General features: G+C 62.3%; 10 protein-coding genes and 2 pseudogenes. 10 read left to right on the forward strand and 2 right to left on the reverse strand.

The window, feature by feature from the left end; all coding sequences use genetic code 11:
- Positions 1-83: 83 nt before the first annotated feature.
- Positions 84-1,514: a diguanylate cyclase gene (locus tag Q1A06_RS00635; RefSeq protein WP_299557631.1), complete on the reverse strand. Its 1,431-nt coding sequence runs from the start codon at positions 1,512-1,514 to the stop codon at positions 84-86.
- A 99-nt stretch (positions 1,515-1,613) separates the two neighbouring features.
- On the opposite strand from Q1A06_RS00635, the gene Q1A06_RS00640 reads away from it, so the two are divergent.
- The 8 genes and pseudogenes from Q1A06_RS00640 to Q1A06_RS00670 all read left to right on the forward strand — a co-directional run bounded on the left by Q1A06_RS00640 (position 1,614) and on the right by Q1A06_RS00670 (position 7,186).
- The gene (locus Q1A06_RS00640) at positions 1,614-1,898 is read left to right on the forward strand and encodes a DUF3572 domain-containing protein (RefSeq protein ID WP_299557633.1); all 285 of its coding nucleotides are present in this window, start codon (positions 1,614-1,616) and stop codon (positions 1,896-1,898) included.
- Positions 1,895-2,602 (forward strand): HAD family hydrolase, encoded by a 708-nt coding sequence (locus tag Q1A06_RS00645; protein WP_366523486.1) that lies wholly within the window; start codon positions 1,895-1,897, stop codon positions 2,600-2,602. Before Q1A06_RS00640 ends, Q1A06_RS00645 begins: the two co-directional genes overlap by 4 nt.
- 261 nt (positions 2,603-2,863) lie before the next feature.
- Positions 2,864-3,010: pseudogene (locus Q1A06_RS20990) on the forward strand (trimethylamine methyltransferase family protein); the annotation flags it as partial.
- Positions 2,997-3,407 (forward strand): annotated as a pseudogene (locus Q1A06_RS00650) (trimethylamine methyltransferase family protein); the annotation flags it as partial. The pseudogenes Q1A06_RS20990 and Q1A06_RS00650, both read left to right, overlap by 14 nt.
- 87 nt (positions 3,408-3,494) lie before the next feature.
- On the forward strand, positions 3,495-4,082 hold the full coding sequence (locus Q1A06_RS00655) for a heme NO-binding domain-containing protein (protein WP_299557637.1): 588 nt from the start codon (positions 3,495-3,497) through the stop codon (positions 4,080-4,082).
- Positions 4,079-5,122, forward strand: coding sequence for a GGDEF domain-containing protein (locus Q1A06_RS00660; RefSeq protein WP_299557639.1), 1,044 nt, complete (start codon positions 4,079-4,081; stop codon positions 5,120-5,122). The genes Q1A06_RS00655 and Q1A06_RS00660 overlap by 4 nt, the downstream gene beginning before the upstream one ends.
- Positions 5,123-5,216: 94 nt before the next feature.
- Positions 5,217-6,257 (forward strand): glycosyltransferase family 2 protein, encoded by a 1,041-nt coding sequence (locus tag Q1A06_RS00665; RefSeq protein ID WP_299557641.1) that lies wholly within the window; start codon positions 5,217-5,219, stop codon positions 6,255-6,257.
- Positions 6,254-7,186, forward strand: coding sequence for a glycosyltransferase (locus Q1A06_RS00670; protein ID WP_299557643.1), 933 nt, complete (start codon positions 6,254-6,256; stop codon positions 7,184-7,186). Before Q1A06_RS00665 ends, Q1A06_RS00670 begins: the two co-directional genes overlap by 4 nt.
- Here Q1A06_RS00670 and Q1A06_RS00675 read toward each other — a convergent pair whose 3' ends face one another.
- Positions 7,187-7,933 carry a WecB/TagA/CpsF family glycosyltransferase gene (locus Q1A06_RS00675; RefSeq protein ID WP_299557645.1) on the reverse strand — a complete coding sequence of 249 codons (747 nt, stop codon included), beginning with the start codon at positions 7,931-7,933 and terminating at the stop codon, positions 7,187-7,189.
- A 188-nt stretch (positions 7,934-8,121) separates the two neighbouring features.
- Between Q1A06_RS00675 and Q1A06_RS00680 the strand changes: the two genes are divergently transcribed.
- Together Q1A06_RS00680 and Q1A06_RS00685 are read left to right on the forward strand one after the other, a co-directional pair.
- Complete coding sequence (locus tag Q1A06_RS00680; RefSeq protein ID WP_299557647.1) at positions 8,122-9,582, forward strand: hypothetical protein; 1,461 nt, start codon at positions 8,122-8,124, stop codon at positions 9,580-9,582.
- Positions 9,583-9,842: 260 nt separating this feature from the next.
- Positions 9,843-16,253, forward strand: a complete 6,411-nt coding sequence (locus tag Q1A06_RS00685) for a type I polyketide synthase (RefSeq protein WP_299557649.1) — start codon at positions 9,843-9,845, stop codon at positions 16,251-16,253.

Consider the following 16,253-nt stretch of genomic DNA (forward strand, 5'->3'; position numbering starts at 1 on the left):
ACTTGGACCGGTTCGGAAAAGGCGGGGGGATCCGGCCGCGCGACCGGATCAGCGGCGTGCGGTTCGGGCGTCGTGGGCCTGTATCAGGCAGCCGGTCGTTTTTCAGGCTGGCTCAGATCGAAACGGTTTCGGCCTTTCGTCTTCGCGGCATACAGCGCCTTGTCCGCACGGCAAAGCAGGTTCTGAACCGTTTCCGTGCGCCCGTGTTGCGGTCCTGCACGGGACGCGGTTGCGCTGCATCCGCCCAGTGCGAGACCGATGCTGACGGTGATGCCAACGGGGCGATCGACACCGGGAATGGCGAACGGTGTATCGCCGATTGTCTTGCAGAGTGTCCGAGCGTTGGATTGCGCCGTCTCCAGATCCGTGCCGGGCATCACGATCAGAAATTCCTCTCCACCCAGACGGGCAACCATATCGACACTGCGCACGGCACCACGCAACCTGCGCGCCGCCTCGACAAGAACGGCATCGCCCGCAGCGTGGCCGTACAGGTCGTTGATCCGCTTGAAATGGTCCATGTCGGCGATGATTGCCGCATAGGGCCGGTGCGTCGTGGCAGCGCGGGCGACGACGTTTTCGAGGTGTGGCATCGCATAACGCCGGTTGTACAATCCCGTCAGGGGGTCGTTTATCGCGTCTCGCAGACCTGTGCGTACGCTTTGGTGCATCCGTTCGATCTGGCGCTTGCGGCGCAGCAGAACCCTGAGCCGCAACGCCAGTTCGGGTGCGTCGAAACCGCCGAGCATTAAATCATCCGCACCCAGATCAAGCGCCTGAGTCGCCCATAGAGGATCGGGCGTCTGCTGAATGACCAACAAACCGATCTGGCGGGTTTGCGCAGATGCGCGCAGCGTGGATATCAGCCGCAAGAACACTTCCGCCTCTTTGGGGGCTGTGGGCAGGGACAGAACGACCACATCGGCAGGGGAACCCGCGTGGAGGTTGGCCATGGCGTCTTTGAGCAGGGTCAGTGCGAATTTGCCGCGCAGGTGTGGCGTGAGGTTTTTGGCCCACCCGCGTAACTGGGTAGGGTCGTCACCGACAAGCGTGATCCGACCGGGCGGCGCAAAATCCGCTACCGGCTCGGCCATCCCTTCCGGGCAGGGTGTCTCGTCACGCATCCGCCATTCTTCCAAAGCGTTGTGCGAACGGATCATCCCGCGCACCCGTCCGAGCAAAAGCAGATCGTCAAGGGGGCGATCCATGACATCGAACGCGCCAGCGGCCAGTGTCGCAAAGCGCGTCGCCGCTTCGGTGGCCTGGCCAATCGCGAGGACCGGAATGTTCGCGGTGTCCGGTCGCGTCCGCAAAGCGGCGCACAGGTCAGCAGCAGTCCCATCCGGCAGGGAGACCGCGCTGATTATCAGATCGGGAAGTTCGCTTGCCAGAACTTTTGCGGCATCGCCGATGCTCGCCGCTTGCAACACCTCGTAGAACGCAGCCCCCAGTTTCACCTTGAGCACGATACGGTTGGTCGAAACGGCGTCGATGACGAGGATTTTTCCCTGCACGTACGATCCTTTCCTGCACTGGCCGTTAGTTCTGGCTTTAGTTTTATGAGTGATTGGTTAACAAAGCGTTGAAGAACTCTTAAACGAAAGGCCGCTTCCATGAGCCTGACCCGAAATACCGCCGAAACGACCGCCCTGCAGGCGTTGGGCTGGCTTGTTGGCAACGATGAGATGCTTCCGGTTTTTTTGGGGGCGACAGGGGCCAGCGAGGCAGATCTGCGGGCCGCCGCGGATGATCCGGCGTTTCTGGGTGGTGTGCTTGACTTTATCCTGATGGATGATGCCTGGGTCATCGCCTGCTGTGACGCGTTGGGGATTGCCTATGATCAGATGCAACAAGCCCGCGCCGCGCTGCCAGGCGGGGAGCAGATCAATTGGACGTGACCGCGCAGATCAAGGGCCTGTGTTTCGACAAGGACGGCACGTTGTTCGACTTCGCCGCCACCTGGGAGGTTTGGGCCGCGACGTTCATCGCGCGTGTGGCGCAAGGCGATAGTGCCGAACCAGAGCAGATCGCCGCGGCCATCGGGTTTGACCTTGCAAGGCAGCGATTCAGCCGCGACAGCATCGTGATCGCGGGCACGGCGCAAGAGGTGGCGCGCGCATTGTTTCCCGTACTATCGGATCTTTCTTCCGCGCAGGTGCTCGATATGATCGACGAAGAGGCGACCAGGGCGCCGCAGGTTCCGGCGGTGCCGCTGGTGCCGCTGCTTTCTGATCTGCGCGACCGGGGTCTGCGGCTTGGCGTGGCAACGAACGACAGCGCGGGCCCCACTCGCGCGCATCTAGCCAGCGCCGGGATCACGCGCTTTTTCGATTTCATCGCCGGGTACGACAGCGGCTATGGGGGCAAACCCGCGCCGGGACAGCTTTTGGCCTTCGCACAGGCCATCGGTGCGGCACCTTCACAGGTTGTGATGGTCGGCGACAGCACTCACGATCTGAACGCGGGCCGCGCGGCTGGTATGCGCACGGTTGCTGTCCTCACCGGGGCGGCAACTGCCGAGGAACTCAGCCCGTTGGCAAACACCGTTCTCGCCGATATTGGCGAAATCCCGGCCTGGCTCGACGCGCTAGCAATCGGCTGAGCCAAAAAAACCGACCAGATACGTTGCGATCAGTGAGCTCGCGCGCACCTGTTTCGGACATTGCGGCAAGGGTGATGAGACCCGCAGTAACCACAGATTCCAAACGCCGCGAGCGGGCGCGCAGGTGCCGTTGACCCCGCCCGTCAATATCGACCTCAAAACGGAGCCGCTAACCCCCGAAGGGGTTGCCGCGAACCACGATGATGCCTTGGGTATTCTCCGAGAGATCGGGGTTGAGGTCCTAACCATGAGACGCCGGCAAAGCTGCGCGAGCTTGGCTGCACGATCAACCACGAAAATGTCCGGATGAACCGGGAGATGGTGATGGAGTACATCGCCAGCGCCCCGCCCGAGTTTGCGCCGCTGCCCCGGGATGCCGACCACAGGATCACCGGCAGGCTGGCTTGAGGGAGGGCAGATCGCCCTTCCGGAGTAGTTCCTTATGGGTCGTGAGACATTGCAGCAGATTCAAGGGCATATGGATCCACCCATCTGCGCGACCGGTCCGGACGAAACCGCACTCGACGCGGTCAAACCTGTCAGCATCTATGGTCACTTCTTCGGCATCCAGTACACCCAAGACCGTTAAAAGACAGCATTCTGCCGTCCGTCCCTCAGCGATCGGATGAATTATGAAGGCTGGGAGGCGGCCTGCGGGATCTGGCCCCGGGAACGCGCGCACCACTTGGCCAATAAGATCGTCGCCAGTTTCGAGCCGCCTCGGATGCACGATGCGATCCGCAAGGCGCTTGCCGTGTTCGTGGCACGGCGTAAGTTCGAAGGCGGCGCGCCAAGAGATTTTTAACCAATCCGACAGAAATCCAAAGTAATTAGCCGCCTGTTAATGCGACTGGGACATCACTGGGCACCAAGCAGATCGCAAGAGGCAGACATGCATGGGCTCATTCTCCGCAGTATCCAGAACTACATGACCGACAGCTACGGTCGCACTGCATGGCTGCAGGCGGTGGCGCAGGCGGTGCCGGACCATCCCGATTTCGAGGCGATGCTCAGTTATAACGATACGCTCGCACCCGCAGTGCTGGACGCGATGGGCGCGGTTCTGAACCGACCGCGGTCCGAGGTGATGGAGGACATCGGTACCTATCTGGTATCGCATCCCAATACCGAAGCGGTCCGGCGCCTTTTGCGGTTCGGTGGCATGAATTTCGAAGATTTCCTGCATTCATTGGACGATATGCCCGACCGTGCGCGAATGGCGGTGTCAGACCTGCACTTGCCCGCGATCGAGCTGCACGAACACGATGAAGGGCGCTACAGTCTCATTTGCGACAGCCCGCTTTCGGATTTCGGGTATCTGATGATGGGGGTCCTGCGGGTCATGGCGGACGATTACGGGGCGCTGGCGATGCTGGATCACGCCGGACACACAGGGGGCCGCGAAACCGTGAGTATTCAACTTATCGAACGGGACTACGCCGACGGTCGCTCCTTCAATCTTGGCGCATGGGCCTCATGATGGGAGTTGTGGCCCGAACGATGCCCAACCGCGATGTTCTGGACGTGCTGTGCCCGATGCACCTGCGTATCGACGCGCGCGGCCTCATCATCGGCGCGGGTCCGACCATACAAAAGCTGCGGCCCGACGATCCACTAGAAGGGCGCGCCTTTCTCGACGTGTTTCGCGTCTCGCGTCCGCGCGGTATCCTCACAATAGACAACCTGTGGAAGGCTAGGGACATCAAGCTGCACCTCAGCATGGTTGGCGCGCCGCCGGCACAGCTCAAGGGGGTGATGGTTGCCGACGCGCAGGGAGGGGCAATCGTCAATCTTTCGTTCGGCATTTCCATCCTCCAGGCCGTCAGCGATTATGCTCTGACGAACGCCGATTTCGCGGCCACGGATCTGGCCATCGAAATGCTGTATCTGGTCGAAGCGAAGTCGGCGGCGATGGAAGCCTCGCGCAAGTTGAACCTGCGTCTTCAGGGCGCAAAGATTGCCGCCGAGGTGCAGGCCTTTACCGATACGTTGACAGGTCTGGGCAACAGGCGTGCGCTGGACCAGACACTGGAGCGAATGATCACGTCTGGAGCGGCTTTCGCAGTAATGCACATCGACCTCGACTACTTCAAGACGGTCAATGATACGCTGGGGCACGCCGCAGGCGACCACGTGTTGCAGGTGGTCGCCCGCGCCATGGTCGAGGAAACCCGGGCGTCCGATACAGTTGCACGGGTGGGCGGAGATGAATTCACCGTGATCCTGCCCGACGTGCGCAACATCGACGTGTTGGAACGGGTGGGGCAAAGGATCATCGACCGGATTGAGGTGCCGATCCCCTTCAACGGTACTGATTGCACGATCTCCGCAAGCATTGGGACGGTCTGGATGCAGGCAAGCTCGGCCATCACCCGCGAGCTGGTTCTGGAGCACGCGGATATCGCCCTGTACGCTTCCAAACATAAAGGGCGCGCCTGCCAAACCTTCTATTCGCCCGACCTGCGGGAAAGCGCCAACAGCGGCACGCCGCCCTCCGGGCGCGAGGGGCGCAAAGTCTGATACCCATGGATCTGTGGCGGTTTGAGATAGGTTTCCGGGCGGCACGCTCCGCTGGAGTATAGACCGTCGGTCGGTGCTCGCGTATGCACCGGTAATGATGCACTCTTTTTCCCTTGTTACCGCGATCCGACGAAGACTGGCGGAAAGTGCGCGACGGCGGCGCTTTGCGCGGGCATTGGTTCAGGTGCACGGCCACAAAGGTTTCGCGGTGCCTGAGGGTGCCGTGCTGGCCATCGTGCTGGTGCGCGACGGCGCCTATTATCTGGACGCTTTTCTCGAATACTATCGCGCGATGGGGATCTCGCATTTCGCGTTTATCGACAATGGATCGCAAGACGCTACGCTGGACCGGCTCAAAACCGAACCGGGTGTCGTCGTCGATCAGGCCTGCCTGCCGCTGCCACAATACGAGGATCTGTTGCGATCGCATCCGGCGCAAACCTACGGGCGGAACCGCTGGTGTCTCTACGTCGATATGGACGAACAGTTCGATTTCGAGGGACGGAAGGCGCATGGGGTGCGGGCGCTCGTGCACTATCTCGAAAAGCGCGGGGATACGGGGATGCTGGCGCAAATGGTGGAGATGTTTCCCGATGTACCCTTGCGGGAAACCCGCGATTTGACGTTCGAAGAGGCGCTTGCAAGATTCCGTTTTTATGACGTGCGCAGCATCGAAAGCTTGCCCTACCATTCCGATACCATCGAATTTTCCGCGCTGCTGCGCGACAATCATGCGCCCACAGCTGCGGTATTCAAGTTCGGGGGTGTCCGAAAGAGGGTTTTCAACGAAGACTGCTGCCTGACCAAACATCCTCTGATATTCAATGGTCCTTCGGTCACGCCCGCACCACACCCGCATCTGTCGTCAGGCGTGCGGGTATCGGATGTGCAGGGGGTGATACGGCACTATAAATTTGCCGGCAACACCGCTGCGCGAGATGGTGCCAGCGCAGGGTCCGGCGCTCTCGCCCACGGCGAGGATCGGGCACGTCTCGCGGTGATGAACGCGCAACCGGATGTGAGCCTTTTCAGCGACGGCGCGCAGCTCTGGTCGGGGATCGGGCCTTTGTATGCGGCAGGGTTTTTGCAGGTATCCGATGCCTACCGCGCCGATCTGGAAGAACCGCGCGGATGAGCGTCGCGGCAATCGTCATCGGGCGCAACGAAGGCGCGCGGCTGATTGCCTGTCTCGACGCGCTCGAAGAGGTAGCACCTGTGATCTATGTCGACAGTGGCTCTACGGACGGGTCGGTGGCTGCGGCGCAGGCGCGCGGAGCGCGGGTCGTCACCCTCGACATGCAGCGCCCATTCACTGCCGCGCGCGCGCGCAACGCGGGGCTTGCCGCCTTGCCGGACGCGGCAGAATTCGTGCAGTTTCTGGATGGCGATTGTGTGATGCAGAAGGGCTGGGTGGAAGCGGCCCGCGCGCATCTGGCAGCGCATCCGGATACTGCCGTTGTGTGCGGACGTCGGCGCGAAATGCATCCGCAGGCCTCGGTCTACAACGCTTTGATCGATGCGGAGTGGGATACGCCGGTGGGCCAAACGCTGGCCTGCGGTGGCGACGCTTTGATGCGCGTCGATGCGGTGCGCAGTGTCGGCGGCTACCGCGACGATCTGATCGCGGGGGAGGAACCGGAGCTGTGCGTCCGTCTGCGACGGGCGGGCTGGCACATCTGGCGGCTGGACGCGGAGATGACAGCCCACGACGCGCAAATCACGCGGTTTCCGCAATGGTGGCGGCGCAGCATGCGCGCGGGTCATGCCTTTGCCGAAGGTGCCGCGCTGCACGGGGCCGCACCCGAGCGGCATTGGGTGGCGCAGACGCGGCGCGCCTTGCTGTGGGGGGCAGTCTTGCCCGCGCTGCTGATACCGGCCTCAATGATTGTCGGCGTCTGGGTCTGGCTGATCTATCCTGTGCAGGTGGCGCGCCTTGCGCGGCGCGGCGGAATCGCATGGGCGTTCTTTACCGTGCTGGGTAAATTCGCGGAGGCGTTTGGCGCGCTGGGCTATTACTGGCGGCGCCTGCGGGGTGGGCGCATCAGGCTGATCGAGTACAAATGATCATCGCTGGCGCAGCGCCTGTACAGTCAGCCGGGGCAGCACGGCGAAACATTTTGCATAACGCGGGACCATGCGGCGCGGGCTTTGTGCCGCGCGCCACAGCCATTCCAACGCCAGAAGCCGCATGATTTTCGGCGCGCGGACCTGATGACCCGACAGGAAATCCAAGCCCGCGCCGATCGAGGCGAAGCCGACAGCGGGGCATTGCGCGCGCGCGTAAGCCGCAAACAATTCCTGTTTCGGCGCACCGAGCGCGAGAAAGCACAGCCGGGCGCCGCTTTCGGCGAGCTTGTCACAAATTGCGGCGGCCTCGCCGCCGTGCGGATCGAAGCCGTAGGCGGGCGAGTGGCACAATACGATGTCGAGGTTCGGCACACGGGCCTGCATTGCTACCTTGGCCCCGGCCAGCGCCGCGTCCGAGCTGCCGACAAGCGCGACCGATACCCCCGACTGTGCGGCAAGATCCGCTAGCGGCAGCACAAGATCCGAACCCGGCAAGACATCGAGCCGTTGATCCGCAAGCCGTGCGAGCCAGCCGACGGGACGCCCGTCCGCCACGACCAGATCATGGGCACGGTAGGCGGCGGTGAATGCCGGATCGTCCGGCAGTTTGACCAGATGATCGAGGTTCAGCGTCGCCAGCGCGAATCCGCGGTTTTGCGCGAAGCGGTCTTTCACCGCCTGAAACAATGCCGCACGCGAGGCGATATTGATCTCGACTTCGGACTGTCCCTTGCCAAATTTCATGGTTCTGTCTTGCGCATTGGCCACAGATCATGCGTGGGAGCAGGGTGGCGGGGAATAAGAATACAGTGGAATTTCATTATCTTGAGGCAGGGTTCTAATTTTCTCATGCGTATTGGCAGGAATCTACCGTGGTGACAGCAGGCTGCCTAGAGTGTATTTCTGTATATCGCCTCTCCCGAAGGAAGCCGATGCCCAACGCGATTGCCTATCTCATGCTGCTGATCTGGCCTGCGGTCTGCCTTGTGTTGTTCCGCACGCTCAAGGTCGAGCGGGCACTGATCTGGTCAATACTCGGTGGATATCTGGTGCTGCCACCGCTGGCGGAGTTCAATCTGCCGCTGGTGCCCGGCCTCGATAAGGTGTCGATCCCCAATCTTAGCGTGCTGGCGATCCTGATTTTCGGGACGAGATACAAACTGCGCCTCTGGCCCGAAAGCCGGATCGTGCGGTTGTTGGTCGTGGGCCTGGTGCTCTGTGCGATTCCGACGGTGCTTACGAACCGCGAGCCGATCCTGTTTCAGGTGTTGCGCGAAGCCGAGCCGATCATGTTCATCGTCGATGCGCTGCCCGGTCAATCGATCCGCGATATCGGATCGGTGCTCATCGCGCAAATGCTGACGATCGTGCCTTTCCTGCTTGCACGGCAATTTCTCGGCAGCGACGAAGGACTGCGCGAAATCCTGCTGGCGCTGACCGTCGGCGCGATTGTCTATTCGATCCCTTCGCTGGTCGAAATCCAAGTATCGCCGCAGATGAACATCTGGGTCTACGGCTTTTTCCAGCACAGCTTTGAGCAGACGATGCGCGCGGGCGGGTATCGGCCCATCATGTTCCTGCCACACGGCCTCTGGCTTGCCTTGTTCGTTTGCACAGCGGTTCTGGCGGCGGCCGCCCTTGCGCGGGCCCAGCCGGTGCAACACCGTTGGAAAGCTGTGCTGTGGACGCTTTATTTGCTGGGTTTTCTCGTGCTGTGCAAAAGTGCCGCGTCGATTGCCTATGGTTTTGCCTTGCTGCCGGTCGTCTTTTTCGCTCCGCGTCGCTGGCAGATCATGCTTGCGACGGCCTTTGCGCTTTTGGCAGTGACCTATCCGATGCTGCGCAATCTGGGCGCGATCCCCACGGACGCGATCATCACGCAGGTCGAACAGATCAATCCCGCGCGGGCGCAATCGCTTGAGTACCGTTTCGACAACGAGACGCAACTGCTTGCACGGGCGGCGGAAAAGCCTGCTTTTGGCTGGAGCGGTTGGGGCAGAAGCCTGATCCGCGACCCCGAGGATGGCAGGATCATATCGATTCCGGACGGGCGCTGGATCATTGTTTTCGGCACATTCGGCTGGCTTGGCTACCTCGCGGAGTTCGGGTTGCTCGCGCTGCCGTTGGTGCTCACGGCGCGCGGGGCGTGGGGGCGCAGCGATGCAGAGATATCGCCCTACATCGGTGCGGTCTCGCTGATCCTGGGGGTCACATTGGTCGACATGCTGCTCAACGCGACACTGACGCCGGTGACCTGGCTGATCGCGGGCGCCGTGCTGGGGTACGCGGAGCGTCTCAATCCGCGTGTGCAGAAAGCGCCGCGCCACGCGTTGCGCCATGCGCCGGTCATGGGAACGCCTCCGGCGCGGCCGGTTCGTCATGCGTTGCGCTGAGCGGCGGGCGATATGCCGCGTAATGCGGCATCACTATTCACTTGATGGCTGTAATTCCGTTACGTTAGGATGATCCACCGGAAAAGTTCCCCGCTGGCCTTAATCTTGAAAAGGCCAATTGTTGTCACGAAATAAACAGCATTGGCGCGTAGAGCAAAGGCTGGGCAACCGCATTTGTCCGACAAGTTTGACTGATTTCGATTAAAATGCCGTGGGGGCGCCTGCTTGCACCGCGAAGGCAGGCCGAGGGGTAGAATGAGATGACCAATCACAGCCGCCAAGACGGACCGGCACGTGAAGATATCGCAATTGTCGGAATGGCAGTGAACGTACCCGGGGCGGATACAGTGACGCAATACTGGCGAAACCTGCGCGACGGCATCTCCTCGATCCGCAAGCTGAGCGAAGAAGAACTGCTGGCCGCAGGGGAAACGCCGCAGAACATCGCGCGCAAGAACTATGTGCGGGCCGCGGCTGTTCTTGACGGCTTCGAGACATTCGATGCAGAATTTTTCGGATTCTCCCCAAAGGACGCTGCGATCCTCGATCCGCAACACCGCAAGTTTCTTGAAGTCGCATGGGAAGCGATGGAACAGGCGGGGCACGTTCCTGAAACCGTTGCCGGACCCGTTGGCGTTTATGCCGGGTGCGGCATGGGCAGCTATTTCTATTTCAACATCTGCTCGAACCCGGACCTCGTCGACGAAGTGGGCATGTTTTTGCTGCGTCACACCGGCAACGACAAGGATTTCTTGTCGACCCGGGTAAGCCATGTGTTCGATCTCAAGGGCCCGTCGATCAACCTGCAAACCGCCTGTTCAACGTCATTGGTTGCGATCCACTATGCCGCTGCCGCTTTGCGCGCGGGCGAAGTGGATATGGCGCTTGCCGGTGGTGTGACCATCGAATTGCCGCAGGGGCGGGGGTATATCTTCAGGGAAAACGAGATTCTGTCGCCAGACGGGGAATGCCACGCCTTCGACCATCGCGCGCAAGGCACGGTCTTTGGATCGGGCGCGGGCTGTGTCGCGCTCAAGCGGTTGTCGGATGCGCAAGCGGACGGGGACCACATCTGGGCCGTGATCAAAGGATCCGCAATCAACAACGACGGCGCGGCCAAGGCCGGATACCTCGCGCCATCGGTCGACGGACAGTCGGCAGCCATTGACAAGGCGCTGGAAGCCTCAGGTGTCCCGGCAGAGCAGATCGAGCTTGTCGAATGCCACGGCACCGGCACTTATCTGGGCGACCCGATCGAGGTTGCCGCGCTGACCGATGCCTATCGCGCTCAAACCGCGAAAGACGATTTCGCCCGCGTCGGGTCGGTGAAAACGAACATCGGCCATCTCGATACGGCCGCAGGCGTGGCTGGTCTGGTCAAGGCCAGCCTCGCGCTCCATCACGAGGCGATGCCGCCGTCGTTGGGATACGAGGCACCCAACCCCGCCATCGGGTTCGACGGCAGCCCATTTCGGGTGAACGACACGCTGACCGCTTGGCCGCGCGGCACCCGTCCGCGCCATGCCGCCGTGAACGCGCTGGGCGTGGGGGGCACGAATGCGCATGTGGTCCTTGCCGAGGCGCCTTTGCGCGCGGCGTCCGAGGAAAGCGATTTCCCGTTCCAGCCATTATGCATTTCGGCAAGGTCCAAGGCCGCGCTCGAGGCGAATACGGCGGCACTTGCGGCGCATCTGCGCACGCATCCGGACCTTGATCTGGCCGATGTCGCACACACGTTGAAGAATGGGCGGCGGGGCTTCGAACATCGGCGCGTCGTCGTGGCCGAAACTACAACCGAGGCGGCGGATTTACTGGAGGCGAAAGACACCCGCCGGGTTTTCACCCACCAAAGATTGGCTGACGCGCCCGGCGTGGTCTTCATGTTTCCGGGCGGCGGCGCGCAGTATCCCGACATGGCGCGCGATCTCTACGAGACCGAGCCGGTCTTTGCCGAGGCGATGGATCGCGGGCTTGATCACCTCTCGCAACAGCTTGATTACGATATTCGCGCGCTCTGGTTGCCCAAAGCGCAGGACAGCGCGGCTGCTGCGCAAAGGTTCAAGACACCTTCCGTCCAGCTGCCGCTGATCGCCATCGTGGAGTATGCGCTGGCGCAGCTGTGGATCGGCTGGGGTGTGAAACCGGCAGCGATGGTCGGCCACTCGATGGGCGAGAACGTCGCAGCCTGTCTGGCGGGCGTATTGAGCTTTGAAAGCCTGATTGACCTGGTGCTTCTGCGCGGCCGTCTGTTCGATACCGTTCCCGCAGGCGGTATGCTCAGCGTACCGCTCTCGCAGGCGGCGATCCGCCCGTATCTTACTGACGATCTGGACATCGCCAGCGTCAACGGCCCCGAATTGACGGCGATCTCTGGACCCGTTGCCGCATTGGATGCGCTTGCTGCGCAGCTTGCCGCATCGGATATCGACAGCCATCGGATCGCCATCGACATCGCTGCGCACAGCCGCATGTTGGACCCGATCTTGCCGGAATACCGTGCGTTCCTCGCAGGGCTGGACTTGCAGGCACCGAAGATACCGTTCCTGTCCAACCGCACCGGGGTTGAAATCACGGCGCAACAGGCCACCGATCCGGATTACTGGGTCGGGCAGCTGCGCAATACCGTGAATTTCGCCGATTGCATGGAAACGCTGGCCAGTGGCGCGCCGCGCGTATTTCTCGAAGTCGGGCCCGGAAAAGCCCTGTCGTCGTTGGCGCAATTGTGCGCGGCGGTAAAGCCCGCGCAGGTGCTCAGCTCATTGCGCCATCCCGATCAGGCGCTGCCGGATGATCTGTATTTCATCGGTGTGATGGCGCGTCTGTGGGCCTGCGGAGTCGAGGCGGACTGGCAGCAGGTCTGGGGCGAGGCCCGGCGCAACCGGGTGATTTTACCGACCTACCAATTTCAGCGTAGCCCGTATTTCATCGAGCCGGGTCGACACACCGCCGAAGCGCCGACCGCCGCTATCGCGCGGTTGGACGAGATGTCCGACTGGGGCGCGGTGCCAAGCTGGCGGGCGCAGTTCGCGGATGTGGACGCCGATCTGGACGCCGCGCTGGCGACGGTGCGCGGGCAAAACTGGCTTGTTTTCGCGGATCAGGCTGGCGTCGCCGATGAGGTGATAGCGCGGCTGGAGCGCGCGGGTGCACGGGTCATTACCGTACGGGCGGGTGACAGCTTTGCCGATCTGGGGCAGGGGCGCTATACGCTGGCGCCCGAACAGGGGCGCGAGGGGTATGAGGCGTTGATGACGGCGCTCAAGTCCGCCGATTGTTTGCCGGACCGCATTGCGCATTTCTGGCTGGTCACCCGGGGTGCGAGCTTTCGCGCGGGCAGCGATGAATTCAGCCGTAACATGGAGCAGGGCTTCTACAGCTTGCTGTGGCTCGGTCAGGTGTTGGCAGAATTGGAACCTGTCGCGGACCGGCATCTGACGGTGATCACCACCGGTGCCGCGTCCGTCGCGGCAGAGCCGCTGCCCCATCCCGAGAAAGCGATGATCAGTGGCCCCGCAGGCGTCATGCCGCGCGAAATTCCGGGCGTTACCTGCGCCACGCTTGACATCGAACTTGCGCCACAGCCCCGGCAGCGCGGGCGGTTTAGGCGCAGCGCGCCGGACGCACCATCGGATATGACCGACCGATTGCTTGAAGACCTGCTTGCAACCCCGGCCAACACCGTCGCCGCCCTGCGCGGGCCACGACGGCTGGTGCGCGGGCTTCGTACACAGCCGCTGCCCCAGCCGGAGGAACCCGCGTTCAAGCGGGGCGGTAGATATCTCATTACCGGCGGTTTCGGCGGCATCGGGCAAACCATCGCCGCAGATCTGTTGGCCCGTTACGATGCGCATGTGGTGTTGCTGAGCCGGACGGCCATCCCCGATCGCACGGCCTGGAAACGTGTCCTCGAGACAGTGCCGGCCAGCGATCCCGTGGCCCGCCGCATCCGCGCGGTCCAACGTCTGGAAGCTGCCGGAGGGCGTATCGACGTGCGCACGGCGGATGTCGTCAACGTCGCGCAGATGCGCAGGGTCATAGACGCGCTGGAGACCGAGGGTCGGATTAACGGCGCCATTCACGCGGCGGGTGCGCTTGACGACGCGCCGCTGTTGGGAAAAACCCAGGCGCAGGTGGACGCGGTTCTGGCGCCCAAGGTAATGGGACTACGGGTTCTGGATCAGCTTTTGCCGGACGGGCGGGTGGATCTAATGGTGCTTTTCGCCTCGACCTCCACTGCAACGCGGGGCGCGGGGCAGGTCGATTATGTGGCTGCCAACGAGTATTTGAATGCCTATGCGCTTGCCCGCAGGGGCGGACAGACGCGGGTTGTCGCGGTCAACTGGGGCGTCTGGGCCGATGTCGGTATGGCCGCCGAAGCTGTCGGCACCGCAACGGTGGACGTTCTACCGCCACGCCCGATCAAATTGCCGCTACTGGATTGCGTCGCAATGCATGAAGACGAGACGCAGTTTCATGGCACGCTGGATGCGCGCAACGATTGGGTGCTGAACCAGCATCGTATGGCCGATGGCACACCGGTCATGCCCGGCACCGGCATCATCGAAGCATTCGCCCAAGGCGCACGGGGTGCCGGGATCCACGGGCCGTTCAACCTGCGCGATCTGTATTTCCTGCGGGCCTTGACCATGGACGATACGTCGGCGCGTCCGATCCGGGTCAGTCTTGTCGCGCAAGACGACGGTTTGACCGCAACGCTGGCAAGCGCGTGCCGTTTCGAAGGACGCGACGGCTGGCAAACCCATGCAGAGGCCCGCATCGAGCGCGGCACACCGTCGTTGCGTTCAATCGATCTTAAAGAAATTTCTGCACGGCTTGGTTCGGTCGAGGAGGCGGAGGGTACGTATCTGCGGATCCCGCAAGAAGCGCATCTGCGCTTCGGCGCGCAGTGGCATGTATTGCGCAGCCGCCAGATCGGCGTGGACGAAGGGCTTGCGCGGCTGGTCCTTGATGCACCGCTTGAGCAGGGGCAGGTCTTGCATCCGGGGCTCTTGGATCTGGCAACAGGATGGGCCGTCGGTCTTGCCCCCGATTACGATGCGACAGACCTCTGGGTTCCGGTATCGTATGGCGCGCTGGAGGTGTATGCACCGCTGCAGCGCGAAATATACAGCCATATGCGCCGTGCGCAGGGGGCAGATGGCGCGGCGCGGTTCGATGTGACGATATGCGACGTCGAAGGCCGCGTATTGGTCGAAGTCCGTGATTTCGCAATGACGCGGCTGAGGGACGGTTTTTCGGCACATACCGCACCGCTGACACCGGCAGAAGTACATTTCGATGCTGACCCCGATGCACCGGCGCGGCCGCTGAGCGAGGCCGAAGAACGTCTGGCCTATCTTGTTTCGCAGGGTATCGCTGCGGCGCAGGGCCCGCAGGCGCTATCGCGCGCGTTGGGCACCGGCGCGTCGCAGATCTATGTCTCATCGCTGCCCCTTAACGCGTTGATCGCACAGGCGGACATGCCGCCGCGCAGCCAGGCGCAGGGCCAGAGTTTTGAGCGTACCGATCTGGAAGGCTACACGGCGCCGCGCGGTCCGGTGGAGCAAAAGCTCGCCGGCATGTGGTCAAAATTGCTAGGCGTTTCACCGGTGGGGGTGGATGACAGTTTCTTCGATCTGGGTGGACACTCCTTGATCGCCGTGCGCTTGTTCGCGGCGGTAAAACGGGAATTCGGTGTCGAGTTCCCGATCTCTATCCTGTTTGAAGCCCCGACAATCGCCGAATGCGCGGCCCGGATCGTCGACCGGACGGGCGCGGATGGGACAGGCACGTCCCATGACCCGGCGCCGACACAGCATAGTTTTACCCACCTGGTACCGCTCAACGGCGTTGAGCCGTCGCGCGCAGCACCGTTGTTCGTGGTCGCGGGTATGTTCGGCAATGTATTGAACCTGCGCCATCTGGCATTGCAATTCGCGCAGGAGCGGGCGGTTTTCGGTCTTCAGGCGCGCGGCCTTATCGGCGATGCCGCGCCGCATGAAACGATCGAGGAAGCCGCCGCCGATTGTATCGCCGAAATGCGGCAGGTGCAGGCGCACGGCCCCTACCTGCTGTCCGGTTTTTCAGGCGGGGGGATCACCGCCTACGAGATGGCGCGTCAACTGAAGGAAGCGGGCGAGGAGGTGGCCGTGCTGGCGCTGCTGGATACGCCTTTGCCGGTGAGACCCGCACTTGGCCGTCGTGACAAGGCGCTGATCAAAATGGCCGAGTTGCAGCGCAAAGGCCCCCGATACCTGCTCGAATGGGGTCGTGACCGCCTTGCGTGGGAGCGTTCCAAGCGCGCGATCAAGGCGGCAGCGCCAGTCGAGGCGCAGTTCAACAATACCAAGATCGAAGCGGCGTTTCTGCGTGCGGTCAGCCGCTACCAAACGCCGGATTGGCAGGGGCAGATGATCCTGCTGCGGCCCGCATTGGACCGTCAATATAAGGTCAGTGATGGCAACTGGATCAGTGCCGCGCGCGAATATGTCTTTGCCGACAATGACTGGACCCGCTTTGCGCCCCATGTGCGGGTGATCGAGGTGCCCGGCGATCACGACAGCATGGTGCTGTCACCGAATGTTGTCGTGCTGGCCGCCGAGCTGCGCGAAGCGATTGCGGACGCCTTGGTGCAAGAAGATACCGCGCCGCAAGCGACGGCGGCAGAGTAA

Source organism: uncultured Sulfitobacter sp. (assembly GCF_947497275.1).
Classification (GTDB): domain Bacteria; phylum Pseudomonadota; class Alphaproteobacteria; order Rhodobacterales; family Rhodobacteraceae; genus Sulfitobacter.

What these genes read in the sequence shown, in the direction of transcription:
- Q1A06_RS00660 (WP_299557639.1), top strand. Translation starts at nt 4,079, where the DNA reads ATGATGGGAGTTGTGGCCCGAACGATGCCCAACCGCGATGTTCTGGAC.
- Q1A06_RS00655 (WP_299557637.1), top strand. Translation starts at nt 3,495, where the DNA reads ATGCATGGGCTCATTCTCCGCAGTATCCAGAACTACATGACCGACAGC.
- Q1A06_RS00675 (WP_299557645.1), bottom strand. Translation starts at nt 7,933, where the DNA reads ATGAAATTTGGCAAGGGACAGTCCGAAGTCGAGATCAATATCGCCTCG.
- Q1A06_RS00685 (WP_299557649.1), top strand. Translation starts at nt 9,843, where the DNA reads ATGACCAATCACAGCCGCCAAGACGGACCGGCACGTGAAGATATCGCA.
- Q1A06_RS00670 (WP_299557643.1), top strand. Translation starts at nt 6,254, where the DNA reads ATGAGCGTCGCGGCAATCGTCATCGGGCGCAACGAAGGCGCGCGGCTG.
- Q1A06_RS00665 (WP_299557641.1), top strand. Translation starts at nt 5,217, where the DNA reads ATGATGCACTCTTTTTCCCTTGTTACCGCGATCCGACGAAGACTGGCG.
- Q1A06_RS00680 (WP_299557647.1), top strand. Translation starts at nt 8,122, where the DNA reads ATGCCCAACGCGATTGCCTATCTCATGCTGCTGATCTGGCCTGCGGTC.
- Q1A06_RS00640 (WP_299557633.1), top strand. Translation starts at nt 1,614, where the DNA reads ATGAGCCTGACCCGAAATACCGCCGAAACGACCGCCCTGCAGGCGTTG.